Source organism: Dokdonella sp., from assembly GCF_035511235.1.
Lineage (GTDB): Bacteria > Pseudomonadota > Gammaproteobacteria > Xanthomonadales > Rhodanobacteraceae > Dokdonella.
This window is the reverse complement of the sequence record NZ_DATKFQ010000021.1, coordinates 1-25,380: the sequence shown is the minus strand read 5'-3', so window position 1 is coordinate 25,380 and position 25,380 is coordinate 1. Positions and strand designations below refer to the sequence as shown.

Genomic DNA, 25,380 nt, shown 5'->3' with positions numbered 1-25,380 from the left:
TGGCAGTGGCGAAGATCAGCAAAACATTCCAGTACGGCAATCATCAGGTCACGCTGGAAACGGGCGAAATCGCCCGTCAGGCGGGCGGTGCCGTCGTCGTCAGCATGTCCGGCACGGTCGTGCTGGTCACCGTGGTCGCTGCGGCCAAGCCGCGCGAAGGGCAGGATTTCTTCCCGCTGACGGTCGACTATCAGGAGAAGTTCTACTCGGCGGGCCGCATCCCCGGTGGCTTCTTCAAGCGCGAAGGCCGTCCGACCGAGAAGGAAACGCTGACCTCGCGCCTGATCGACCGTCCGGTGCGCCCGCTGTTTCCGGAAGAGTTCAAGAACGAAGTGCAGGTCATCGCCAACGTCCTCTCGCTGAACCCGGAGGTCGACGGCGACATCCCGGCGCTGATCGGCGCCTCGGCCGCGCTGTCGCTGGCCGGCATTCCGTTCAAGGGGCCGATCGGCGCCGCGCGCGTCGGCTATGCGAACGGCCAGTACCTGCTCAACCCGACCGCCACCGAGCTCAAGACTTCCGAGCTCGACCTGGTCGTCGCCGGCACCACCAACGCCGTGCTGATGGTCGAGTCCGAGGCCAAGCTGCTGTCCGAGGAGGTCATGCTCGGCGCGGTCATGTTCGGCCACCACCAGATGCAGGCCGCGATCCGCGCGATCGCCGAACTGGCGCAGGAAGCGGCCAAGCCGTCGTGGGACTGGCAGCCGCCGCCGCGCAACGAGGCGCTGGTCGCCGCGATCAAGGACAAGCTCGGCAACGATCTGGCCCAGGCGTTCCAGGTGCGCGACAAGCTGCAGCGCCGCGACGCGATCGCCGCGCTCAAGCGCGAGGTGCTCGATTCGCTCAAGGACACCGCCGAGACCAACGGCTGGGCCGCCGCCGATCTGGCCAAGGAGTTCGCCGAGCTCGAGTACCGCACGATGCGCGACAGCGTGCTGCAGACCAAGGTGCGCATCGACGGCCGCAATCTCGACGACGTGCGCCCGATCACCGTGCGCGTCGGCGTCCTGCCGCGCACGCACGGCTCGGCGCTGTTCACGCGCGGCGAGACGCAGGCCCTGGTCACGGTCACGCTCGGCACCACGCGTGACGCGCAGATCATCGATGCGCCGGAAGGCGAGTCGAAGGACACGTTCCTGTTCCACTACAACTTCCCGCCGTTCTCGGTCGGCGAGACCGGCCGCATGGCCGGCCCGAAGCGCCGCGAAGTCGGTCACGGCCGTCTCGCCAAGCGCGGCGTGCAGGCGGTCAAGCCGAGCATCGAGCAGTTCCCGTACGTGCTGCGCGTGGTCTCGGAGATCACCGAGTCCAACGGCTCCTCGTCGATGGCGTCGGTCTGCGGTTCGTCGCTGGCGATGATGGATGCCGGCGTGCCGCTGAAGGCACCGGTCGCCGGCATCGCGATGGGCCTGGTCAAGGAAGGCAGCGATTTCGTCGTGCTGTCGGACATCCTCGGTGACGAGGACCATCTGGGCGACATGGACTTCAAGGTCGCCGGCACTGCCGAAGGCATCAGCGCGCTGCAGATGGACATCAAGATCGACGGCATCACCGAGGAGATCATGCGCACCGCGCTGGCCCAGGCGCAGCGCGGCCGTCTGCACATCCTCGGCGAGATGAACAAGGTCATCACCAGTGCGCGCACCGAGATGAGCGAGTTCGCACCGCGCCTGCTGACGATCAAGATCCACCCGGACAAGATCCGCGAGGTCATCGGCAAGGGCGGCGCGACGATCCGCTCGATCACCGAGGAGACCGGCACGACGATCGACATCACCGACGACGGCACGGTCGTGATCGCCTCGGTCAACCGCGAGGCGGCCGACGCCGCCAAGCGCCGTATCGAGCAGATCGTCTCGGACGTCGAGCCGGGCCGCATCTACGAGGGCAAGGTCGCCAAGCTGATGGACTTCGGCGCGTTCGTGACGATCCTGCCGGGCAAGGACGGTCTGGTCCACGTCTCGCAGATCTCCAACGAGCGCGTCGAGAAGGTTTCGGACAAGCTCAAGGAAGGCGACATCGTCAAGGTCAAGGTGCTCGAGGTCGACAAGCAGGGCCGCATTCGCCTGTCGATGAAGGCGGTCGCCGAGGAAGAAGGCGCGGCCTGACATCCGGACGCGATCTGCGGCCGTATCGAAAAGGCGGGCCTCGGGCCCGCCTTTTTCGTTTCCAGGGCGCGCCGACCGGCACGTCCATATCGCGTGCGGCACAGCCGCGGATGGCGCTGCGTTCCGATACCGCCGACGAGGCGTAGGCGCCCGAGCCGTTTTCACGGCAGCGCGTCATCTGGTTGATTACAATGAAGATTCCCGGTTTCACGACGCGGGCACATGGCGGCTTCGTCGACCCGGCCCGACCGTCGCGGGCGCCCTCGGGCAGGATGTCGCATCGCAGCAATCGGCGGGCCTGAGGTTACAAAACCGTCATCAAACACTGTTAAACTGTAGTTAATGGTGCTCGAGCGTGCGCAGATGCCGCCCGAGCATGGCAGGGGACACAGCGGCGGTTCCGGACTCGGCTCAGGGCCCGGCCGCCTTTTTTTCGCGACGAATCACGGGGCGATCACATGAGCGAGCGTTTGAGCAAGCGGGTTGGCGTGCGGCTGCTGCCGCTGGTGCTGTCTTCGATTTTCGCGATGTCGGGCGCTTATGCGCAGACGACGTCGGCCTCGCTGGGCGGTGTCGTGACCGATGCCAGCGGCCAGCCGGTCTCCGGTGCCGAAGTGCTGATCACGCACAGCGCGTCGGGCACGGTCAGCCGCGCCGCCACCGATGCCGCCGGCCGTTATGCGGCGCGCGGTCTGCGCGTCGGCGGTCCGTACACGATCACGATCACCCGTGGCGGCGAGACCGAGGTGCGCGAGAACGTGTTCCTGCAGCTCGGCGAAGCCAACACGGTCAGCGCCACGCTGAGCGCGACCGAGCAGCTCGAGGAAGTGGTCGTCACCGGCAGCGCGACCAACTCGGTGTTCAGTGCCGAGAACATGGGCACCGGCACCAACCTGTCGCTCGCGCAGATCGAGGCGCTGCCGTCGATCGGCCGCAACATCCAGGACTACATGCGCCTGGATCCGCGCATCTCGCAGGTCAGCAAGGCCGACGGCGCGATCTCGGCGATGGGCCAGAACACGCGCTTCAATGCGATCCGCATCGACGGCGTGTCGACCAACGATCCGTTCGGCCTGGAATCGAACAACCTGCCGACCGAGCGTCAGCCGGTGTCGATGGACGCGATCGAGGAGATCAACATCGGTCTGGCCAACTACGACGTGACCACCAGCGGCGGTACCGGCGCGGTCGTCAACGCGGTGACCAAGTCCGGCACCAACGAATTCCACGGCAGCGTCTACGGCCTCTATCGCGACCACAACATGGTCGGCGAGGACCGCAACGGCCGCGATTTCACCGGCTTCAAGGACGAGAAGACCTACGGCTTCACGCTCGGCGGTCCGATCGTCAAGGACAAGCTGTTCTTCTTCCTCAACTACGAGAAGTTCAAGCGCCGCGCGCCCGGTCCGGACCTGCTGAACTCGCCGTTCGGCACCGGTGCGATCAGCGCCGAGGACATCGCCGAAGTGCAGCGCATCGCGCGTGACGTGTGGGGCTTCGACGCCGGTTCGCTCGACGGCGTGAACAGCCTCGGCACCGACATCGAGGAATACGCCGGCAAGATCGACTGGAACATCAACGAGAACCACCGCGCCTCGTTCCGCTACAGCAAGATGGACCAGAACGTCGCCAAGCTGCCGGGCTTCAGCAACAACCAGATCTCGCTGAACTCGTACTGGTACAACCAGGCCAAGACGTTCGAGAGCTACGTCGGCGAGCTGTTCAGCGACTGGAGCGACGTGTTCTCGACCGAGATCAAGGTCTCCTATCGCGACTACGAGTCGATCCGCGAGCCGAACTCGTACCTGCCGCACATCCGCGTCGACTTCGGCAACCAGCAGCTGCTGTTCGGCACCGAGCAGAACACCCACGTCAACGCGGTGCAGACCAAGGAGAAGAGCGCGTTCTTCGCCGGCAACCTGTTCCTCGGCGACCACACGGTGAAGTTCGGCTTCGACTGGAGCAACAACGACATCTTCAACTTCTACGGCCGCAACCTCAACGGCGTGTACCGCTTCGGCAGCCTGGAGCTGTTCGAGCAGGGCATTCCGCGCGAGTACGCCTACCGCGCACCGCGTCCGGGCGGCAGCCTGGCCGACATCCCGGCCGCCTACGAGCTCGCCAACAACGCGCTGTTCGTGCAGGACAGCTGGGCCGTCAACTACAACCTCAACCTGACCTTCGGCGTGCGCGTGGACAAGCCGGACTTCAAGGGCACGCCGCTGTACAACGCGCGCATCCAGCAGCTGTACGGCTACGACAACACGCACCTGCCCGAGAAGGAAGTGATCCAGCCGCGCTTCGGCTTCAACTACAGCTTCGACAGCGACCGTCCGACCCAGGTCCGCGGCGGCATGGGCCTGTTCATGGGCGCCCCGCCGAACGTCTGGCTGGCCGGCGTCTACCAGAACACCGGTCTGAACTATCTGGAGTACACCGAGAACAACAGCGGTGGCCTCGGCCCGATCTTCAGTCCCGATCCGCGCAACCAGCCGATCAGCGGCAACGTCGGCGCGCGCCAGAACGTCGACATCATCGACCCCAACTTCAAGATGCCCTCGGTCTGGAAGGCCAATGTCGCGCTCGACCACGAGCTGCCGTGGAACGGCATCGTCGCCTCGGTGGAATTCCTGGCGTACTGGAACAAGGACGGCCTGTACTTCGAGCGCCTCGATCTCGGCGCGCCGACCGCGACCGGCCCGGACGGCCGCACGATCTACTGGAGCTCGGCCGCGCTGGACCCGGCCAACTGGACCTGCTCGAGCTGCCTCGGCAGCCCCTCGTCGGGCTTCGCGCGCGCCAACCGTCCGTCTGACATCGGCGACGTGATGCTCGCCAAGAACACCGACAAGGGCGGCGGCAACCAGATCACGCTGAGCCTGGCCCAGCCGATGAACGACGGCGGCTGGTCGTGGATGGCCGCCTACACGCACACGCAGGCCAAGGAAGTCAGCCCGCTGACCAGCTCGCAGAACACCTCGAACTGGAACAACACGCTGATCTACCAGGCCAACGAGAACGTCGCCTACGACTCGCGCTATGCGTTCAAGCACCGCGTGACCGGCGTGCTGACCAAGGAGTTCAACTTCTTCGGCGACAACAAGACGATCGCCTCGCTGGTCTACGAAGGCCGCACCGGCCGTCCGTACAGCTACGTGTTCTGGAACGACGTCAACGGCGACGGCCGTTCGTTCAACGATCTGTTCTACGTGCCGTCGGGTCCGGGCGACGTGATCTTCTCGAACCCGGCCGAGGAAGCGGCGTTCTTCGAGTGGCTGGCCGACCATCCGGAAGTGGCGCGCTACGGCGGCCGCGTGATGCCGGCCAATGCGATGCGCGCCGGCTGGCTCAACATGTTCGACCTGCGCTTCAGCCAGGAGCTGCCCGGCTTCTTCGACGGGCACAAGGCCGAGTTCTGGTTCGACATCATGAACGTCGGCAACCTGCTCAACAAGAAATGGGGCCAGATCGACGACGCCGGCTTCAACTCGAACCTGGCGGTCGCCAACTTCGCCGGCATCGATCCGGAAACCGGCCGCTACGTCTACCGCTTCACCGGTGCGCAGCGCCTGACCACGCAGGAGGTCAACGGCGACGGCGTCAACACCGGCGTCTCGCGCTGGTCGCTCCAGGTCGGTTTCCGCTACCGGTTCTGATCTCGACCGCTCGACCACACCCGAGCCGGCGTCCGCGAGGACGCCGGCTTTTTCGTGCCCGCTGCCGCCGGGCCCGGCCGGCGCCGACGTTGTAGGATGTCCGGCCCGAAAAGGACTCCAAGACCTCGATGACGATGCCCACCGCAGCCGGAATACCGGCGACCGCCACGGTCAGCGCGCGCCTGGCGCCCGCGCCCGGCCTGGACATACTGTCCCGCCACGAAGTCGCGCGGCTGCGCGACGCCAGCGCCGGCGGCCTGCATCCGCTGCTGCGCCGCTGCGCGCTGGCGGTGCTGACCCAGGGCAGCGACAGCGACGACGCGCGCGCGCTGCTCGAGCGCTATCCGGACTTCGACATCCAGATCCTGCAGCAGGACCGCGGCCTCAAGGTCGAGCTGATCGACGCACCGGCGCAGGCCTTCGTCGACGGACGCATCATCCGCGGCGTCAACGAGCTGCTGCATGCGGTCATCCGCGACATCGTCTACATCTCCGCGCAGCTGGAGGCCGAGGCGTTCGACCTCGGCAGCTCGGTCGGCATCACGCACGCGGTGTTCGAGATCCTGCGCAATGCGCGCGTGCTGCGCGCCAATGTCGATCCGAACCTGGTGGTGTGCTGGGGCGGCCATTCGATTCCGCGCAGCGAGTACGACTACACCAAGCAGGTCGGCTACCAGATCGGCCTGCGCGGCATGGACATCTGCACCGGCTGCGGTCCCGGCGCGATGAAGGGGCCGATGAAGGGCGCGACGATCGCCCATGCCAAGCAGCGCCGCCGCAGCAACCGCTACATCGGCATCACCGAGCCGGGCATCATCGCGGCCGAATCGCCGAACCCGATCGTCAACCACCTGGTCATCATGCCGGACATCGAGAAGCGGCTGGAGGCCTTCGTGCGGATCTCGCACGCGATCGTCGTGTTTCCCGGCGGCGTCGGCACGGCCGAGGAGATCCTCTACCTGCTCGGCATCCTGCTGCATCCGGTCAATGCGGCGATGCCGTTCCCGCTGATCTTCACCGGCCCGCGCGAGTCGGCGGCGTACTTCGAGCAGATCGACCGCTTTCTGCGGCTCGCACTCGGCGATGCGGTGAGCGGGCGCTACCGCATCATCATCGACGATCCGGCCGCAGTCGGCCGCGAGGCCGCCAAGGGCATCGAGCGCGTGCGCGCGTTCCGCCTCGACAACAAGGACGCGTTCTTCTTCAACTGGGCACTGACGATCGAGCAGGATTTCCAGGTGCCGTTCCGGCCGACGCACGAGGCGATGGCCGCGCTGAACCTGCACCGCGACCAGCCCGCGCACCGGCTGGCCGCCGATCTGCGCCGCGCGTTCTCGGGTATCGTCGCCGGCAACGTCAAGGAGGAGGGCATGCGCGCGATCGAGCGGCACGGCCCGTTCGAGATCGACGGCGACCGCGAGGTCATGCACGCGCTCGACGCGATGCTGGCCAGCTTCGTCGTGCAGCAGCGCATGAAGCTGCCCGGCACGCGCTACGTGCCGTGCTACCGGGTCCGCGTGGACTGAAGAAAGCCGCGCCGGCCGGTTACGCGCCGGGATCCAGCGCACCATCCGGGCGGCACGTGCCGCGCGCGCAGGCCTTCTGCGAGAATCGCCGCCGGAGCAGGCGGGTCTTCGGGCGGCCGGCGATGCCCGGTCCTTCCCTCGCCCCGATGCCAAGCCGCGGAGCTTCGATGCGCGCCCATACGCGTGCCCAATGGCAGATCCACTTCTGCGTCCTGCTCTGGGGCTTCACGGCGATCCTCGGCAAGCTGATCAGCCTGCCGGCGCTGGCCCTGGTCTGGTGGCGCATGCTGCTGGTGGTCGGCGTGCTGATCGCGCTGCCGTGGGTCTGGCGCGGGCTGCGCGCGATGCCGGTGCGCCTGATCCTGGCCTATGCCGGCATCGGCGTCCTGGTCGCGCTGCACTGGCTGACGTTCTACGGCGCGATCAAGCTCGCCAACGCGTCGGTCGCGGCCACCTGCATCGCGACCGCGCCGGTGTTCCTGGCGCTGATCGAGCCGCTGCTGGCGCGGCGCCGGTTCGACTGGCGCGAGCTCGGCATCGGCTTCGCGGTCGTGCCGGGCGTCGCCTGCGTGGTCGGCGCCGTGCCCTCGGGCATGCGGCTCGGCATCGCGGTCGGCATCGTCTCGGCGCTGCTGGTCGCGCTGTTCGGTGCGCTGAACAAGCGCCTGGTCGAGCAGGCCGCGCCGCTGTCGGTGACCTGCGTCGAGCTCGGCGCGGGCGTGGTGTTCCTCGGCCTGCTGGCCCTGGTCTGGCCGGGCGCCATGACCACGTTCACGCCGCCCACCGGCACCGATGCCTGGCTGCTGGTCGTGCTGGCGCTGGCGTGCACGCTGCTGCCGTTCGCGCTGTCGCTGGTCGCGCTGCGTCATCTGAGCGCGTTCTCGGCGCAGCTCGCGGTCAATCTCGAGCCGGTCTACGCGGTCGTGCTCGCGATCGTCCTGCTCGACGAGCAGCGCGAGCTCGGTGCCGCGTTCTACGCCGGCGTGGCGATCATCGTCGGCGCGGTGTTCGCCCATCCGCTGCTGACGCGGCGGGCCGCGGCGGAGCCGGCTGCGGAGTAAGATCGCGCGCATGCCATCGCGCGAGGAAGATGCCATGACCACATCCGGCTCCACGATCATTCCGTGCCTGCGCTACCGCGACGCGCTCGCGGCGATCGACTGGCTGTGCCGCGCGTTCGGCTTCGAGAAGCAGGCCGTCTATGCCGACGGCGACGTGGTCCATCATGCCCAGCTCGTGCATGGCGCCGGCATGATCATGCTCGGCTCGGCGCAGAACGCCGGCGAATGGGGCAGGCACATCGTGCAGCCCGACCAGATCGGCGGCCGCGAGACGCAGAGCTGCTGCGTGGTCGTCGCCGATGCCGATGCCCATTACGCGACCGCCAAGGCCGCCGGTGCCGAGATCCTCATCGGCATCGCGGGCCAGGACTACGGCGGGCGCGGCTATCTGTGCCGCGATCCGGAGGGGCATCTGTGGTGGTTCGGCAGCTACGACCCCTGGCAGGCCTGACCGCTGACCGTTGACCGCGGCGCGGCGCTGCGCGCCGTTGGCCGTCGGTGCGAAGATCGCCCCGGCGCGCCGCCTCGCGACGGCGTGCCGGGGCGTCGGTCAGGCTGCGCGGTAGTTGTCGACCTCGCGGTAGCGCCGCGCATACAGGCCGAACGCGAGCGCCGCGAGCAGCGCGAAGCCGGCGAAGAAGAACATCAGGAACGCCGCCTCGCTCAGGCCGGTCCGTTCGATCGAGCCGATCACCGCGTCGTTGCGCACCGCCGCGTTGGCGAGCAGCACCCACAGATTGCCGACCGTCGTGGTGAGGTTCCAGAAGCTCATGATCACGCCCTTCATCGCTGCGGGTGCCTGGCTGTAGGCGAACTCCAGGCCGGTCGCCGAGACCAGGACCTCGCCGAACGTCAGCAGGGCGTACGGCAGGATCTGCCAGAGGATCGACAGCGGGTCGCCGCCGTCGATCAGCAGCTGGAATCCGCCGGCCGCGATCCAGGCCAGGCCGCTGAAGGCGATGCCGACGGTCATGCGCCGCAGTGCGGTCGGCTCGTAGCCCATGCGGCGCAGCGCCGGATACAGCACGAGGTTGTTGAACGGGATCAGGATCATCACCAGCAGCGGATTGATCAGCTGCATCTGCGCCGGCTGGTTCAGCCAGTCCGGCAGCCAGCCCGGAATCGCCATCTGGTTGCCCTGCAGGATCCAGGTCGAGGCCTTCTGGTCGAACAGCGACCAGAACGGCGTGACCAGCGCGAAGATCACCAGCACGCGCAGCACCGCGCGCACGCCGTCGACCGCGGCGTCCGAATGCAGGCCGCGTGCACGTTCGAGCTGCAGCCAGGCGCCGCCGCCGATGCCGGCCAGGAACAGCACCAGCGCGACGCAGGCGCAGATCACGAAGCCGAGCGTGGGCATCAGTGCGAACGAGGCCAGCGCGAGCACGCAGCCGGTCAGCGCGAACCAGAGGCCCGGCCGGCCGGCGCCGGCGCGTTCGGCCAGCAGCGCCGAGCGCACCACGCGCGAGAACGAATCGGGGCTCGGCGGCGCCGGCGGCACCAGCACGTAGCGGCGGCGGCCGGCCCAGAAGACGATCGTCGCGATCAGCATCAGCAGTCCCGGAATGCCGAACGCCACGGCCGGGCCGTAGCTGCGCAGGAAGATCGGCATCAGCATCGAGGCGAACAGCGAGCCGAAGTTGATGATCCAGTAGAACGCGTCGAACACGATCTTGGCCAGATGCTTGTTGGACTGCGTGAACTGGTCGCCGACGAACGAGGCGACCAGCGGCTTGATGCCGCCGGCGCCGAGCGCGATCAGTCCCAGGCCGAGGAAGAAGCCGTCGCGGTTGTCCTCGAACAGCGCCAGGCAGGCATGGCCGAGGCAGTAGATCAGGCTGAACCAGAGGATCGTGCGGTACTTGCCGAGCAGGCGATCGGCGATCAGGCCGCCGAGCAGCGGAAAGAAATAGACGCCGATCATGAACGTGTGGAACACGTCCTTGGCCGCGCCGGCGCGTTCGCTCTCGGGCAGTTGCAGCAGCAGCGAGGTGATCAGGAACGGCGTGAGGATGTTGCGCATGCCGTAGAAGCTGAAGCGCTCGCAGCCTTCGTTGCCGATGATGAAGGGGATCTGGCGCGGCATGCGCGCGGCCGGGTCGGTCGCGGGGCGGGCTGGGGTCATCCGGAATCCTGGGCGGCTGCGGGAACGGGCCGGCCGCCGCTCGGGCGGGCCGGAACGGCGAGTGTGCGCAAAAGTCGGCGCCGGTGAAAGTCGCGGGGCGGCGCCGCCTGCGCCGGGCTGGCGCCCGCGCCGGCAGCGCGTACCATCGCGGCCCCTGGTGGCGGGATCAACGATGACGATCTGGGTGGATGCGGACGCCTGTCCGAACGCGATCAAGGACATCCTGTTCCGCGCGGCCGAACGCGCGCGGCTGCCGCTGCTGCTGGTCGCCAACCAGTGGCTGCGCACGCCGCCGTCGCCGTGGATCCGCGCGATCCAGGTGCCGTCCGGTCTGGACGTCGCCGACACCGAGATCGTGCAGCGCTGCGAGCCGGGCGACCTGGTCGTGACCGCCGACATCCCGCTGGCCGCGCGCGTGGTCGAGAAGGGCGCCGCGGTGATCGATCCGCGCGGCGAACGCTACACCGCCGACACGATCGGCCAGCGCCTGTCGATGCGCAACTTCATGGACGAGCTGCGCGGCGCCGGCGTCGCCACCGGCGGTCCGCCGCCGCTCGGACCGCGCGAGCGGCAGGCCTTCGCGAACCAGCTCGATCGCTGGCTGGCGCAGCGCGGCGCCGATTGAGCGGCGCGCTGCGGTTCCTGAGCGTCCGGCGCCCGGTACGCGCCGGGCGCGCGGTCGATCGATGCGCTCAGATCATCGGCAGCTTGAGGCCCTGTTCGCGCGCGCAGTCGATCGCGATCTCGTAGCCGGCATCGGCATGGCGCATCACGCCGGTGCCGGGATCGTTCCAGAGCACGCGTGCGATGCGCCGGTCGGCCGCCTCGCTGCCGTCGCAGACGATCACGACGCCGCTGTGCTGCGAGTAGCCCATGCCGACGCCGCCGCCGTGATGCAGCGAGACCCAGGTCGCGCCGCCGGCGACGTTGAGCATCGCGTTCAGCAGCGGCCAGTCCGAGACCGCGTCGCTGCCGTCGAGCATCGCCTCGGTCTCGCGGTTCGGGCTGGCCACCGAGCCCGAGTCGAGGTGATCGCGGCCGATCACGACCGGCGCCTTGAGCTCGCCGTTGCGGACCATCGCGTTGAACGCCAGGCCGAGCTTGTGGCGCGTGCCCAGGCCGACCCAGCAGATCCGCGCCGGCAGACCCTGGAAGCTGATGCGCTCGCGCGCCATGTCGAGCCAGCGGTGCAGATGCGGCTCGTCCGGGATCAGCTCCTTGACCTTGGCGTCGGTCCTGTAGATGTCTTCCGGATCGCCCGACAGCGCGACCCAGCGGAACGGGCCGACGCCGCGGCAGAACAGCGGCCGCACGCAGGCCGGCACGAAGCCCGGGAAGTCGAACGCGTTCTCGCAGCCCTCGTCCTTGGCCATCTGGCGGATGTTGTTGCCGTAGTCGATCGTCGGAATGCCCTGCGCATGGAACGCGAGCATCGCCTCGACGTGCACGCGCATCGAGCGCTTCGCCGCGTCGCGCACCGCGCCCGGATCGGTGGTCTGCTCGGCCTGCCAGCGCTCCACGCTCCAGCCGATCGGCAGGTAGCCGTGCACCGGATCGTGCGCGCTGGTCTGGTCGGTGACGGCGTCGGGACGCACGCCGCGGCGCACCAGCTCGGGCAGCACCTCGGCGGCGTTGCCGAGCAGGGCGATCGACTTGGCCTCGCCGGCCGCGGTGTAGCGCGCGATGCGCGCCAGCGCGTCGTCCAGGTCGGTCGCCTGCTCGTCGACGTAGCGGGTCTTGATGCGGAAGTCGATGCGGCTCTGCTGGCATTCGATCGTCAGGCTGCAGGCGCCGGCGAGCGAGGCCGCCAGCGGCTGCGCGCCGCCCATGCCGCCGAGGCCGGCGGTCAGGATCCAGCGGCCGCTCCAGGTGCCGCCGTAGTGCTGGCGGCCGAGCTCGACGAAGGTTTCGTAGGTGCCCTGGACGATGCCCTGCGAGCCGATGTAGATCCACGAGCCGGCCGTCATCTGGCCGTACATCATCAGGCCCTGGCGATCGAGCGCGTTGAAGTGCTCCCAGGTGGCCCAGTGCGGGACCAGGTTCGAGTTGGCGATCAGCACGCGCGGCGCGTCGGCATGGGTCGGGAACACGCCGACCGGCTTGCCGGACTGGACCAGCAGGGTTTCCTCGTCGCCGAGCGTGCGCAGCGCGGCGAGGATCGCGTCGTAGCAGGCCCAGTCGCGCGCGGCGCGGCCGATGCCGCCGTAGACGACCAGCGCGGCCGGGTTCTCGGCCACCTCGGGGTCCAGATTGTTCTGCAGCATGCGGAACGGCGCCTCGGTCAGCCAGCTGCGGCACGACAGCTGGCTGCCGCGCGGCGCACGGATCGTGCGGGTGGGATCGAGGCGATTGCCGGTGGCGGACATCGGGTTCTCCGGAACGGGGCAGGTCGCGATTATCGCGCGCCGGCGCGGTTTCTCGCAGCGCCGCGGCGCGGCCGCGTTGGGATTTGCGGTACCGATCTGCGTAGAGGACGGCATGATCCGATCGGAGAGTGCCGCGATGCGAGTCCGTATGCTGCTGGGTTGGATGCTGGCCGGCGCGCTGCCGGCGGCGCAAGCCGAAATCCTGATCGGCGGCTTCCCGCCGTTCGAGCAGACCACGCATCCGCTGAGCGTGTTCGCCAGCGACGCGACCGGCAGCGCCGCGCCGCTGCGCCGGCTGGAAGGCCCGGCGACGCAGCTGCTGACGCCGGCGTTCGGCGTCTACGAACCGGGCGAAGGCGTCATCTACGTCTCGGACTTCTACGGCGAGGCGGTGCGCGTCTATCCGGCGCGCGCCGGCGGCGACGTCGCGCCGCTGCGCGTGCTCAATCCGCCTTCGCTCTCCCAGACCCGCGCCAGCGCGCCGGTGCCGGCGCACGGCGAGCTGCTGGTGATCTCGACCAACTGCTGCATCTACACCTATCCGATCGACGGCGACGGCGCCGACGTGGAGCCGCTGCGCCGGATCAACTGGGGCGGCGTGCAGGGCAGCCTGACCCGGCTCGCCAATCCGTTCGCGCTGACCTACCTGCCGGCCAGCGACGAGGCCGCGGTGCTCGACTACGACGGCGACGGCACGACCCAGATCGTGTTCCACGCACGCACCGCCAACGGCTTCGTCGCGCCGACGCGCGTGCTCAAGAGCGCGCACACCGCCAATGCGCGCGGCATGGCGCATGATCCAACCGCCGGTACGCTGATGATCCTGGCCGAGGAGACGACCGGCGCGGACCGGCATGCGCTGATCCGCATCTTCGACGCCGCCGCCGCGGGCACCGCTGCGCCGTTGCGCACGATCGCCGGACCGGCGACGCAGCTGTCGATTCCGAGCTCGACGTCGTACTACCCGACCGGGCTCGGCTACGACGCCGATCTGGACCGGATCATGGTCGCGATCAGTTCCAACGGCGATCCGGCGACGAACCGCCTGCTGGTCTTCGATGCGACGGCCGACGGCGACGTCGCGCCGTTGCAGGTGATCGAAGGCGAGACGCTCGGCCCCGGCACGCTCGGCACGCCGTTCGCGGTCCCGGACGTGCGCGAGCCGGACGACATCCTGCTGCGCGACGGATTCGACGGGCCGTAGCATCCCTCGCCGCCGCTTCGAGTGGGCTCGAGGTACACGAAAAGGCCGCTCGTGTGCAGAGGCGGTTGCGTGGTCGCGGCGCGCTTGCACGGCGTGTGCGCTGCCCGCCCGAGGCGCTCGATCGCAGCCTCGGGCATTCGAACGATTGCGCCGCCGGCGATCGCACGGCGGCGGCCGGTGATGATCCCGGTCTATCCGGCGCGTCGGCGCCGGGCGCGGCACCTGTCAGGCGCGATCGCTGCGATCGTGCGACCGGGCTCGCGGCGCTCGCGGAAGGCCATGAGATTCGCAGCGTCTGCTATGCAGCGGCATGTCCCATGCCCATCATGCGCGCGCGATCCGGCGAGGAGGCGTCGCCGCGCCGCGCGACACCCGGGCCGGGGTGAAGTCGGCGCGATCAGCCGTCCGAGCGCGGCCGCTTAGGCGGCCCGCTGCGCTTGGGCGCCGCACCCGGCCGGCGTGGCGGCCGGCCGCCTTCGTCGCCGCCGCTCTTGACGCGGCTGATGCGCAGCCGCTGACCGGACACCCAGACCTTCTTGAGGTGCGACAGCAGCTCCGGCGGCATGCCCTCGGGCAGGTCGATCAGGCTGTGGTCGTGCTCGATCTCGATGCGGCCGATGTACTTGCTTTCGAGCCCGGCCTCGTTGGCGATCGCGCCGACCAGATTGCCGGGCTTGACGCCGTGCACGTGGCCGACCTCGACCCGGAAGGTCTCCATGCCCGGCTCCGGCGCGCGCGCCGCGGCCGGCCGGCGCGGACGTTCGGTGCGCGTGGTATCGCCCGGCCCGGCCGCGAAACCGTCCCCGGAGGTCGCCGGCGCGAACGCCGGCGTGTCGCGCGGCGCGCGCTCGAGGGGCGCACGCTCATGCGGCGTGCGTTCGTGCCGCGGTGCCGCGCGCTCGGGACGCGCGCCCGGCTCGCGGCGCTCGCGCCGCTCCGGACGCTCGCGCTCGGTGCCGGCGGCGGGCGCGAACGGCTTGCGTTCGGGACGCGCCGGCGGCTCGAGCAGCAGCGGCTTGTCGCCCTGGACGATGCGCGCCAGTGCCGCGGCGATCTCGATCGCCGGCACGTTCTTCTCCTGCTGGTAGCGCTCGACCATCGACTGGAACAGGCCAAGCTCGCCGGCGGCGAGCGTGTCGGTGATCTTCTGCAGGAAGCGGTCCATGCGCTTGTCGTTGACGGTCTGCACGGTCGGCAGCTGCATCTCCTCGATCGGCTGGCGCGTCGCGCGCTCGATCGCCTGCAGCAGCCGCTTCTCGCGCGGCGTCACGAACACGATCGCCTCGCCGCTGCGGCCGGCGCGGCCGGTGCGGCCGATCCGGTGCACGTAGGACTCGGTGTCGTGCGGGATGTCGTAGTTGAGCACGTGGCTGATCCGCTCCACGTCGAGACCGCGCGCGGCCACGTCGGTGGCGACGAGGATGTCGAGCTTGCCGTCCCTGAGCTGCTGGATCGTGCGCTCGCGCTGCTGCTGCTGCATGTCGCCGTTGATCGCCGCGGCGGCCAGGCCGCGCGCCTGCAGCCGCTCGGCGAGTTCCTCGGTGGCCTGCTTGGTGCGCGTGAACACGATCATCGCGTCGAAGGTCTCGACCTCGAGGATGCGCGTCAGCGCGTCGAGCTTGTGCAGTCCGCTGACCCACCAGTAGCGCTGCCGGATGTTGGCGGCGGTCGTGGTGCGCGTCTTGATCGTGACCTCGGCGGGGTCGCGCAGATGGGTCTGGGCGATGCGCCGGATCGGCGCCGGCATCGTCGCCGAGAACAGCGCGACCTGGCGCTGCGGCGGCGTCTTGGCGAGGATCGTCTCGACGTCGTCGATGAAGCCCATGCGCAGCATCTCGTCGGCCTCGTCGAGCACCAGCGTGGTCAGCTGCGACAGATCGAGCGAGCCGCGCTCCAGATGGTCGATCACGCGCCCCGGCGTGCCGACGACCACGTGCGCGCCGCGCTTGAGGCCGGCCAGCTGCGGGCCGTAGCTCTGACCGCCGTAGATCGGCAGCACGTGGAAGCCGGGCAGATGCGCGGCATAGCGCTGGAACGCCTCGGCGACCTGGATCGCCAGTTCGCGCGTCGGCGCCAGCACCAGGGCCTGCGGCTTGACCGCGTCGGTCTTCAGGCGCGCCAGGATCGGCAGCGCGAACGCCGCGGTCTTGCCGGTGCCGGTCTGGGCCTGGCCGAGCACGTCGCGACCGGCCAGCAGATGCGGGATCGTCGCCGCCTGGATCGGCGAAGGGGCCTCGTAGCCGACCTCGGACAGCACCCGCTGCAGGGCATCTCCGAGAGCGAGATCGCGAAACGAGACGGCTGCCGTGGCGTCACCGGCGATGGGATCGGACATGGTGTATCACCTGGAGGGCCGCCGGAACGGCAGCGCGGTGAGCGGAGTGAGCCCGCCATTGTAGCGGTCCGCCCGGCGGATTGCGCGTCGACTGGTGCGGGCGTGGCGACGCGGTGGGGCGGGCGCGGTCATCGCGGCAGCCTGCGCCGGCCGTGCTGAGCGGCGGCGGAACCGCGCCGGCGCCTCAGATCCGGCTGTGCGACCAGGACACCATGCGTCCGTCGCGATACGGCATGACGCCGTGGAACGCGCGCGGGTCGGCGTCGAACACCAGCGGCAGGAAGTGCCGGTCGCCGTCCCACAGCGGCAGCTCGAAGATCCGCTCGATCGCGACCCACTCCAGCGATCCCTCGGGATTCTCGTTGAGCGGCTCGCCCTCGTAACGGTCGATCAGGAACACGAAGCCGAGCCAGTCCTCGCCGTGCTTGCCGAACCCCGGCCAGCTGATCGTGCCGCGCAGGCGCAGGTCGGTGCATTCGATGCCGGCCTCCTCGCGGATCTCGCGGCGCATGCAGGCGACGACGTCCTCGTCCGGCTCCATCTTGCCGCCCAGGCCGTTGTACTTGCCCAGGTGCTGGTCGTCCGGCCGCGCATTGCGATGGACCAGCAGAACCTGCGAGCGATCCGGCGACAGAACGTAGCCGAGCGTGGCGACGATGGGCGTATAGGGCATGGTTTCGAGCGTTGCAGGACGGGACGGGTTGCCGGCATCGGCGCGGCGACGCAAGATGCGCGCCGGCCGTGCAGGGGCGTATCGATGCGACGAGGCGACGACAGTGTAGCGACAGCGGCCTCGCCGGCGCAGCATGCGCTGCGCGGCGGGACGCTGAGCGGCCTGGCGGCGATCGTGCTGTGGTCCGCGCTGGCGGTGCTGACGACCGCGACCGACGGCCTGCCGCCGTTCCAGGTGCTCGCCACGACGTTCGCGATCGCCGGCCTCGCCGGCACGTGCTGGGCATTCGCGCGCGGTCGCGCCGGTCTGGCCGGACTGCGTCAGCCGGCCGCCGCGCTGGCGCTGTCGACCGCGGCGCTGTTCGGCTACCACGCGCTGTACTTCATCGCGCTCAAGCGCGCGCCGGCGGTCGAGGCGAACCTGATCAACTATCTGTGGCCGCTGCTGATCGTGCTGTTCGCCGGCCTGCTGCCGGGCACGCGCGTGGGCTGGCGGCAGATCGGCGGCGCCCTGCTCGGCCTCTGCGGCGCGGTGCTGCTGGTCACGCGCAGCGAGCGGCTCGGCCTCGATCCGGCATATGCGCCCGGCTACCTCGCAGCCGCCGCTGCCGCCGTGACCTGGGCCGCCTATTCGGTGCTCAACCGCCGCTACGCCGGCGTGCCGAGCAGCGCACTGGCCGGCAGCTGCCTGCTGGTGGCCGCAGCGGGCGCGGCCGCGCACGGCCTGTTCGAATCGTTCGTGATGCCGACGCCGATGCAGTGGGCGGTGCTGCTGGTGATGGGGCTGGGGCCGGTCGGCGCGGCGTTCCTGCTCTGGGATCGCGGCACCAAGCACGGCGACATCGCGCTGCTCGGCGCGCTGTCGTATGCGGCGCCGCTGCTGTCGACGCTGCTGCTGCTGGTCTTCGGCGCGGCACGGCCGCACTGGACGCAGGCGGTGGCGTTCGTGGTGCTGCTGGCCGGGGCCTGGCTCGGCACGCGCGGCGGTCGATCGGTCGAGGGCTGATCGGCGCCGCGATGCCTTGCCCGGGATGGCGGCCCGGTCGGCCGCCATCCGGTCTGGTTCGCTCAGAGCGCCTCGAAGATGCCGGCAGCGCCCATGCCGGTGCCGATGCACATCGTCACCATGCCGTACTTCTGCTTGCGGCGGCGCAGACCGTGGATCAGCGTCGCGGCGCGGATCGCGCCGGTGGCGCCGAGCGGATGGCCGAGCGCGATCGCGCCGCCGAGCGGATTGACCTTGGCCGGGTCGAGGCCGACGTCGCGGATCACCGCCAGCGCCTGCGCGGCGAACGCTTCGTTGAGCTCGATCCAGTCGAGCTGGTCGCGCGTCAGGCCGGCCAGCTTCAGCGCCTTGGGAATCGCCGCGATCGGCCCGATGCCCATGATCTCCGGCTTGACGCCGGCGACGTCGAACGAGACGAAGCGCGCCAGCGGCGTCAGGCCATAGCGCTTGAGCGCGCTCTCGCTGGCCAGCAGCAGCGCGCCGGCACCGTCGGACATCTGCGAGGCGTTGCCGGCGGTGACGCTGCCGCCGTTGCGGAACACCGGACGCAGCTTGGCCAGCGTCTCGACGCTGGTGCCGGGACGCGGACCCTCGTCGGTGCCGATCGTGCGGCCGTCGGTGATGATCGTGCGCCGGGCCAGATCCGGATAATGGTCGTCCAGCGTGACCGGCAGGATCTCGTCGGCGAACGCGCCGGCGGCGATCGCGGCCAGCGCCTTGGCATGGCTGGCCGCGGCGAACGCGTCCTGGTCCTCGCGGCTGACCTTCCACTGCTCGGCGACCTTCTCGGCGGTGATGCCCATGCCATAGGCGATCGCGACGTTCTCGTCGGCGAACGCGGCCGGATTCATCGCGATCTTGTTGCCCATCATCGGCACCATGCTCATCGACTCGGTGCCGCCGGCCAGCATCAGATCGGCGTCGCCGGTGCGGATGCGGTCGGCGGCCAGCGCGATCGCCTGCACGCCCGAGGAGCAGAAGCGGTTGATCGTCTGCGCCGGCACCGTGTCGGGCAGGCCGGCCAGCAGCACGCCGATGCGCGCCACGTTCATGCCCTGCTCGGCCTCCGGCATCGCGCAGCCGATCACCGCGTCGGCGATCTCGGCCGGATCGGCGCCCGGTGCGGCGGCCAGCGCGCCGCGCAGCACGTGCGCGAGCAGGTCGTCCGGCCGCGTATTGCGGAACACGCCGCGCGGTGCCTTGCCGACCGGCGTGCGCACCGCCGAGACGATGTAGGCATCCTGGATTTGCTTGGTCATCTGGAAGTCTCCGAAGAAGATCGGGAAGCGGTCCGGCGCGGCGCCGTGCGGCGCCTGCGCCGGGCCCCTCGTCAGTTGCGAAGCGGCTTGCCGGTGGCGAGCGTGTGCGCGATGCGCTCCTGGGTCCTGGCGGTCTGCGCCAGTTCGACGAAGTGCCGGCGCTCCAGGTCGAGCAGCCAGCGCTCGTCGACCTGCGAGCCGCGCTCGATCGCGCCGCCGCACAGCGTGTCGGCGATGCGGCTGGCGATGTCGAAGTCGTGCGCCGAGATGAAGCGGCCCTCGAGCATGTTGACCAGCAGCATCTTCAGTGTCGCGGTGCCGACGTCGCCGGCGACCGTGATCGCGCGGGCCGGCAGCGGCGGCCGGTAGCCCTGGTCGGCCAGCGCCGCGGCGGTCACCGCGGCGACGTGCAGCAGTTCGTAGGCGTTGAACACGACGACGTCGTCGGCGCGCAGCAGGCCCAGGCGCTTGGCCTCGATCGCCGAGCCGGACACCTTGGCCATCGCGACGGTCTCGAACATGCGCTTGATCGCGTCGAACGGATCGGCGCCGGGCACGCTGGCCGCGCGCAACGCGATCTCCTTGAGTCCGCCGCCGGCCGGCAGCAGGCCGACGCCGGCCTCGACCAGGCCGATGTAGCTCTCCAGCGCGGCGACGGTGCGTGCCGAATGCATCTGGAATTCGCAGCCGCCGCCGAACGCCATGCCGCGCACCGCGGCGACCACCGGCACCAGCGAATACTTGATGCGCTGGCTGGTCGCCTGGAAGTTGGCGACCATCGCCTCGAACGCGTCGATCTTGCCGGCCTGCAACAGGCCGAGCGCGCCCTTGAGGTCGGCGCCGGCCGAGAACGGCTCGCCGCTCTGCCAGAGCACGACCGCCTTGAACGCCTTCTCGGCCTCGTCGATCGCGCGCTGGATGCCGTCGAGCACCGCGTCGTTGACGGTGTTCATCTTGGTCTTGAACGAGACGATGCCGACCTCGTCGCCGAGATGCCACAGCCGCACGCCGTCGTTCTCCCAGGCGGTGGTGCCGGTGTCGAAGCGCTCGCCGAGCAGCGCGTCGGGGTAGCGCTGGCGGCGGTAGACCGCATGTGCCGAGCGCGGCAGCGGCTTGCCGGCGCTGGCCGACCACGAGCCGTCGGCGCCGTGCACGCCGTCGCGGCCGTCGGTGACCCAGGCCGGCAGCGGCGCCGTGCTCATCGCCTTGCCGGCGCTGATGTCCTCGTTGATCCACTGCGCGACCTGGCGCCAGCCGGCTGCCTGCCAGGTCTCGAACGGACCGAGCTTCCAGCCGTAGCCCCAGCGGATCGCGAAATCGACCTCGCGCGCGGTATCGGCGATGTCGGCCAGGTGATACGCGGCGTAGTGGAACAGGTCGCGGAACGTCGCCCACAGGAACTGCGCCTGGCGGTCCTGCGAGGCGCGCAGCTTCGCGAACTTCTCGGCCGGATCGCGGATCGCGAGGATCGCGGCGACCTCGGGCGAGGCGCCGCGGTCGGCCGCGCGGTAGTCGTGCAGGCCGAGGTCGAGTACGCGGATCTCCTTGCCGACCTTGCGGAAGAAGCCGGCGCCGGTCTTCTGGCCGAGCGCACCCTGGTCGATCAGCGCCTGCAGCCAGGCCGGCGCCTTGAAGTAGGCATGCCACGGATCGTCGGGCAGGGTGTCGGCCATCGTCTTGATGACGTGCGCCATCGTGTCGAGGCCGACCACGTCGGAGGTGCGGTAGGTCGCGCTCTTCGGACGCCCGATCGCCGGACCGGTGATCGCGTCGACTTCGTCGAAGCCGAGGCCGAACTGCTCGGTGTGGTGCATCGTGGCCAGGATCGAGAACACCCCGATCCGGTTGCCGATGAAGTTGGGCGTGTCGCGCGCGTAGACCACGCCCTTGCCGAGCCGGGTGGTCAGGAACGCCTCGAGCCCGGCCAGCAGCGACGGGTCGGTCGCGCGTGCCGGAATCAGCTCGACCAAGTGCATGTAGCGCGGCGGATTGAAGAAGTGGATGCCCGAGAAGCGCGGCTGCAGCGCGGCCGGCAGCGCCTCGGCCAGCGTGTTGATCGACAGGCCCGAGGTATTGCTGGCGATGAACGCGCTGTCCGACACGTACGGCGCGATCTTGCGGTACAGGTCGAGCTTCCAGTCCATGCGCTCGGCGATCGCCTCGATGATCAGGTCGCAACCGCGCAGGCGCTCCAGGTCGTCCTCGTAGTTGGCCGGCGTGATCGCGGCGGCCAGCGAGGGATCGGCCAGCGGCGCCGGCGACAGCTTGGTCAGGTTGGCCAGGGCCTTGGCGACGATGCCGTTCTTGTCGCCTTCCTTGGCCGGCAGGTCGAACAGGATCGTGTCGATGCCGGCATTGGTCAGGTGGGCGGCGATCTGGGCGCCCATGACGCCGGCACCGAGCACGGCGGCTTTGCGGATCAGCAGAGGGGTGACGGACATCGAGCTCTCCGATGCGGATGGTGAAAGAGGCGGGACGCTCACGCGGCGCGCAGGCCGGCGGCGGCGAAACGGATCAGATGGGACGCGGTGCGCTCGCGATGTTCCTGTTCGCTGACGTCGCCGCGCCGCTTGAGCACGCCGAAATCGGCCATCGCGTAGGTGAGGGCGCCGGACACGATGTCCAGCCGCCAGTAGAGTTCTTCCTTGTCGAGCTGCGGCAGCAGCCGCGCGAACACGACCGCGAACTCCTTGAGCACGTGGCCGTAGTTGTCGGACAGGAAGCGGCGCAGGCGCTCGTCGTGCTCGGCGTAGGCACGCGCCAGCACGCGCACGAACGCCGCGCCGCCGGCATCGCTCAGCGACAGCTCCAGCGCCGGTCGCACGAACGCGTCGAGCACGTCCTCGAGGCTCAGGTCCACGCGCTCGCGGCATTGCGCGAGCAGTTCGGTGCGGCGTGCGTTGAGCTCGTCGAGACGGCGCCGGAACACCTCCTCGATCAGGTTCTCCTTCGATCCGAAGTGGTAGTTGACCGCGGCCAGATTGACCTTGGCGCTGGCGGTCACCTGGCGCAGCGAAGCACCGGCGAAGCCGTGACGGGCGAACAGCTCCTCGGCAGCGCCGAGGATGCGCTGGCGGGTCGAGAACGGGGTCAGGTCCACGGGTGGTCCCATGAGAGATGAATCAAACGACCGTTTGAATCTAAGCCAGTCCCGTCACCCCCGTCAAACCGCGCTGCAGCATCGGTGCGCCCGCGCCGGGCGGCACCGCGCGTGTAAAAACGTGGCTCAGTCGCCATTCCGGCATGGCGCCGGGCGGCGGAACCGGCTAGAATCTTCCGTTCATACATCTGCTAACCCCGCGGAAGTTCGCGGATTCTTCATATGCCCACGGCCGCGCACTCGCAGCGCGGCCACGCATTCACTTTCCGGAGAAACCATTTCATGGCGCTGGAGCGCACCCTGTCCATCATCAAGCCCGATGCGGTCGCCAAGAACGTGATCGGCGAGATCTACACGCGTTTCGAGAAGGCCGGCCTCAGGATCGTCGCCGCCCGCTACAAGCAGCTGTCGCGCGCCGAGGCCGAAGGCTTCTACGCGGTGCACCGCGAGCGTCCGTTCTTCAACGCGCTGGTCGAGTTCATGATCTCCGGCCCGGTCATGATCCAGGCCCTCGAGGGCGAGGACGCGATCGCCAAGAACCGCCAGCTGATGGGCGCGACCGATCCGAAGAAGGCCGACCCGGGCACGATCCGCGCCGACTTCGCCGATTCGATCGACGCCAATGCCGTCCACGGCTCCGACGCGGCCGACACCGCCGCGGCCGAGATCGCCTACTTCTTCGCGGCGACCGAGGTCGTCTCGCGCTGAGATGGACGCCGTGACGACCCCCAAGACCAACGTGTTCGGGTTCGATCGCGCCGAGCTGCGTGCGTTCTTCGCGCAGCTCGGCGAGAAGCCGTACCGGGCCGATCAGGTCATGAAGTGGGTCTATCACCGTCACGTCACCGACTTCGCGCAGATGAGCGACGTCGGCAAGGCGCTGCGCGAGAAGCTGCAGGCGGTCGCCGAGATCGTGCCGCCGAACGTCCTGTTCGAGAAGCAGTCCGCCGACGGCACGCACAAGTGGCTGCTCGGCATGGACGGCGCCAACGCGATCGAGGCCGTGTTCATCCCGGAGACCTCGCGCGGCACGCTGTGCGTGTCCTCGCAGGTCGGCTGCGGCCTCAACTGCCAGTTCTGCTCGACCGCGACCCAGGGCTTCAACCGCAACCTGTCCACGGCCGAGATCATCGGCCAGGTCTGGGTGGCGGCGCGTCATCTCGGCAACGTGCCGCACCATCAGCGCAAGCTGACCAATGTCGTCATGATGGGCATGGGCGAGCCGCTGCTGAATTTCGACAACGTCGTGCGCGCGATGAGCATCATGCGCGACGACCTCGGTTTCGGCCTCGCCAACAAGCGCGTCACGCTGTCGACGGCCGGTCTGGTGCCGATGATCGACAAGCTGTCGGAAACCAGCGACGTCTCGCTCGCGGTCTCGCTGCACGCGCCGGTCGACGAGCTGCGCACCGAGATCGTGCCGCTCAACAAGAAGTACCCGATTGCCGAGCTGCTGGCCGCGTGCCGGCGCTACGCGGCCAAGCGGCCGCGCACGACGATCACGTTCGAATACACGATGCTCAAGGGCGTCAACGACCTGCCCGAGCACGCGCGCCAGTTGGTCAAGCTGATGCGCACGGTGCCGAGCAAGGTCAATCTGATTCCGTTCAACCCGTTCGCCGGCACGCGCTTCGAGCGCTCCGACGAGGCCACGATCCGCGCGTTCCAGAAGATCCTGCTCGACGCCGGCGTGCTGACGATGGTGCGCCGCACGCGCGGCGACGACATCGACGCCGCCTGCGGCCAGCTCAAGGGGCAGGTGGTCGACCGCACGCGCCGCCAGGCCGAATTCCGGCGCACGCTGGAGCGGGGAGTGGCCGATGCGGCCTAGCCTCCGGCCGGCCCTGATCGCCCTGCTGCTGTGCGGCACGGTCGGCTGCGCCACCAGCGGCGGCGGCGTATCGAACAACAACAACCCGACCAGGAAGCAGGAAGCGGCGCGCACCAACACCGAGCTCGGCCAGCGCTACATGCAGCAGGGGCAGCTCGAACTGGCGATGGAAAAGCTCACGCGCGCGCTCGAGGCCGACGGCGCCTATGCCGACGCGCATACCGTGATCGCGGTGCTCTACGAGCGCATCGGCAATCCGCAGAAGGCCGGCGAGCACTATCGCCGCGCCGCGCAGCTCAAGCCCGACAGCGGCGCCGAGGCGAACAACTACGGCTGGTATCTGTGCAACAACGGCAAGCCGGAAGAAGCCGCGGCGTACTTCGACCGCGCGATCGCCGACCCGTTCTACCGCACGCCGGCGCTGGCGCTCGGCAATGCCGGCATCTGCCTGGCGCGTGCCGGCCGCTACGACGAGGCCGAGCAGAAGCTGCGCGTGGCGCTCGAGCAGGACCAGAACAATACCGAGGCGCTGTTCCAGATGGCTTCGGTGCTCTATGCGCGGCGCGAGTATTTTCGCGCGCGCGCGTTCATGCAGCGCTACGAGGGCATGGCGCGCGCGCGCCCGGAGACGCTGATGCTCGGCCGCAACATCGAACTGCAGCTCGGCAATGCCGACGGCGTCAGGGATTACACCCGCCGCCTGCTGCAGGATTTCCCCAACTCGCAGCAGGCTCGCATGCTGGATGCACCGGGGACGTCGTGACATGAACAACCGGACACTCCCAGGCTCGCGCGGGGATGTCGCAGGGGGGACGCGTGCGCGAGAACGATCCAGCGACGACAACGACAACGGCCAGCTGCCGCTGCACCTGGAGACTGGCCAGGACACAATCGAGAGCACAGGCACAGCAATGGCTATCGAATCGGAAAGTCTTGCGGACGCAACCGGAGTACCGGCGGCGGCGTCTGCTCAGGGGGACATCGACGCCGGTGAGGGTTCGCTGGGGCAGCACCTGCGTGCCGCCCGCGAGGCGAAGGGCTGGACGCGCGATGAGGTCGCGGCACGGTTGAAGCTGCCGGTCCGGCTGATCGCGCGGATCGAGGCCGACGACTATCAGGGCATGACGCAGG

At 69.3% G+C, this 25,380-nt stretch carries 19 protein-coding genes; 12 read left to right on the top strand and 7 right to left on the bottom strand.

All coding sequences use genetic code 11. The annotated features are described in order from the left end of the window. The first annotated feature begins 5 nt into the window (after positions 1-5). The 5 genes from pnp to VMR06_RS09945 all read left to right on the top strand — a co-directional run bounded on the left by pnp (position 6) and on the right by VMR06_RS09945 (position 8,802). Complete coding sequence (gene pnp, locus VMR06_RS09965; RefSeq protein WP_325375748.1) at positions 6-2,108, top strand: polyribonucleotide nucleotidyltransferase; 2,103 nt, start codon at positions 6-8, stop codon at positions 2,106-2,108. Positions 2,109-2,566: 458 nt separating this feature from the next. Next, positions 2,567-5,764 carry a TonB-dependent receptor gene (locus tag VMR06_RS09960; RefSeq protein WP_414648103.1) on the top strand — a complete coding sequence of 1,066 codons (3,198 nt, stop codon included), beginning with the start codon at positions 2,567-2,569 and terminating at the stop codon, positions 5,762-5,764. Positions 5,765-5,898: 134 nt separating this feature from the next. Continuing rightward, positions 5,899-7,290 (top strand): nucleotide 5'-monophosphate nucleosidase PpnN, encoded by a 1,392-nt coding sequence (ppnN, locus tag VMR06_RS09955; protein ID WP_325375895.1) that lies wholly within the window; start codon positions 5,899-5,901, stop codon positions 7,288-7,290. Positions 7,291-7,457: 167 nt separating this feature from the next. Further along, positions 7,458-8,351 (top strand): DMT family transporter, encoded by an 894-nt coding sequence (locus tag VMR06_RS09950; protein WP_325375746.1) that lies wholly within the window; start codon positions 7,458-7,460, stop codon positions 8,349-8,351. A gap of 34 nt (positions 8,352-8,385) precedes the next feature. After that, a complete protein-coding gene (locus tag VMR06_RS09945) occupies positions 8,386-8,802 on the top strand; it encodes a VOC family protein (RefSeq protein ID WP_325375744.1) in 417 nt (138 codons plus the stop codon). A 99-nt stretch (positions 8,803-8,901) separates the two neighbouring features. Here the strand turns inward: VMR06_RS09945 and VMR06_RS09940 are convergent, their stop codons facing one another. Continuing rightward, complete coding sequence (locus VMR06_RS09940; RefSeq protein WP_325375742.1) at positions 8,902-10,476, bottom strand: oligopeptide:H+ symporter; 1,575 nt, start codon at positions 10,474-10,476, stop codon at positions 8,902-8,904. A gap of 172 nt (positions 10,477-10,648) precedes the next feature. On the opposite strand from VMR06_RS09940, the gene VMR06_RS09935 reads away from it, so the two are divergent. Beyond that, entirely contained in the window at positions 10,649-11,101 is a 453-nt protein-coding gene (locus tag VMR06_RS09935; protein WP_325375740.1) for a YaiI/YqxD family protein, read from the top strand. A 67-nt stretch (positions 11,102-11,168) separates the two neighbouring features. Here the strand turns inward: VMR06_RS09935 and hutU are convergent, their stop codons facing one another. Next, entirely contained in the window at positions 11,169-12,842 is a 1,674-nt protein-coding gene (gene hutU / locus VMR06_RS09930) for a urocanate hydratase (protein ID WP_325375738.1), read from the bottom strand. Between the two features lie 136 nt (positions 12,843-12,978). On the opposite strand from hutU, the gene VMR06_RS09925 reads away from it, so the two are divergent. Then, the gene (locus tag VMR06_RS09925; RefSeq protein WP_325375736.1) at positions 12,979-14,046 is read left to right on the top strand and encodes a hypothetical protein; all 1,068 of its coding nucleotides are present in this window, start codon (positions 12,979-12,981) and stop codon (positions 14,044-14,046) included. Between the two features lie 397 nt (positions 14,047-14,443). Here the strand turns inward: VMR06_RS09925 and VMR06_RS09920 are convergent, their stop codons facing one another. Both VMR06_RS09920 and VMR06_RS09915 read right to left on the bottom strand, forming a co-directional pair. Then, a complete protein-coding gene (locus tag VMR06_RS09920) occupies positions 14,444-16,369 on the bottom strand; it encodes a DEAD/DEAH box helicase (RefSeq protein ID WP_325375892.1) in 1,926 nt (641 codons plus the stop codon). Positions 16,370-16,565: 196 nt separating this feature from the next. Beyond that, entirely contained in the window at positions 16,566-17,054 is a 489-nt protein-coding gene (locus tag VMR06_RS09915) for an 8-oxo-dGTP diphosphatase (protein ID WP_325375734.1), read from the bottom strand. Positions 17,055-17,138: 84 nt separating this feature from the next. On the opposite strand from VMR06_RS09915, the gene VMR06_RS09910 reads away from it, so the two are divergent. Next, positions 17,139-18,059 carry a DMT family transporter gene (locus tag VMR06_RS09910; protein WP_325375733.1) on the top strand — a complete coding sequence of 307 codons (921 nt, stop codon included), beginning with the start codon at positions 17,139-17,141 and terminating at the stop codon, positions 18,057-18,059. 62 nt (positions 18,060-18,121) lie between these two features. Here VMR06_RS09910 and VMR06_RS09905 read toward each other — a convergent pair whose 3' ends face one another. The 3 genes from VMR06_RS09905 to VMR06_RS09895 all read right to left on the bottom strand — a co-directional run bounded on the left by VMR06_RS09905 (position 18,122) and on the right by VMR06_RS09895 (position 22,430). Further along, positions 18,122-19,318, bottom strand: a complete 1,197-nt coding sequence (locus VMR06_RS09905; RefSeq protein ID WP_325375731.1) for an acetyl-CoA C-acyltransferase — start codon at positions 19,316-19,318, stop codon at positions 18,122-18,124. A gap of 71 nt (positions 19,319-19,389) precedes the next feature. Then, on the bottom strand, positions 19,390-21,759 hold the full coding sequence (locus tag VMR06_RS09900) for a 3-hydroxyacyl-CoA dehydrogenase/enoyl-CoA hydratase family protein (RefSeq protein WP_325375729.1): 2,370 nt from the start codon (positions 21,757-21,759) through the stop codon (positions 19,390-19,392). A gap of 38 nt (positions 21,760-21,797) precedes the next feature. Then, on the bottom strand, positions 21,798-22,430 hold the full coding sequence (locus VMR06_RS09895; protein ID WP_325375727.1) for a TetR/AcrR family transcriptional regulator: 633 nt from the start codon (positions 22,428-22,430) through the stop codon (positions 21,798-21,800). A gap of 270 nt (positions 22,431-22,700) precedes the next feature. Here VMR06_RS09895 and ndk point away from each other — a divergent pair, with 270 nt between their 5' ends. From ndk to VMR06_RS09875, 4 genes are all read left to right on the top strand, one after another. Continuing rightward, positions 22,701-23,126: a nucleoside-diphosphate kinase gene (gene ndk / locus VMR06_RS09890; protein ID WP_325375725.1), complete on the top strand. Its 426-nt coding sequence runs from the start codon at positions 22,701-22,703 to the stop codon at positions 23,124-23,126. A 1-nt stretch (position 23,127) separates the two neighbouring features. Continuing rightward, complete coding sequence (gene rlmN, locus VMR06_RS09885) at positions 23,128-24,249, top strand: 23S rRNA (adenine(2503)-C(2))-methyltransferase RlmN (RefSeq protein ID WP_325375723.1); 1,122 nt, start codon at positions 23,128-23,130, stop codon at positions 24,247-24,249. Next, the gene (pilW, locus tag VMR06_RS09880) at positions 24,239-25,012 is read left to right on the top strand and encodes a type IV pilus biogenesis/stability protein PilW (protein WP_325375721.1); all 774 of its coding nucleotides are present in this window, start codon (positions 24,239-24,241) and stop codon (positions 25,010-25,012) included. The genes rlmN and pilW overlap by 11 nt, the downstream gene beginning before the upstream one ends. Positions 25,013-25,160: 148 nt before the next feature. Then, positions 25,161-25,380, top strand: a 220-nt coding sequence (locus VMR06_RS09875) for a helix-turn-helix domain-containing protein (RefSeq protein WP_325375719.1), incomplete at its 3' end; no start/stop codon positions are given.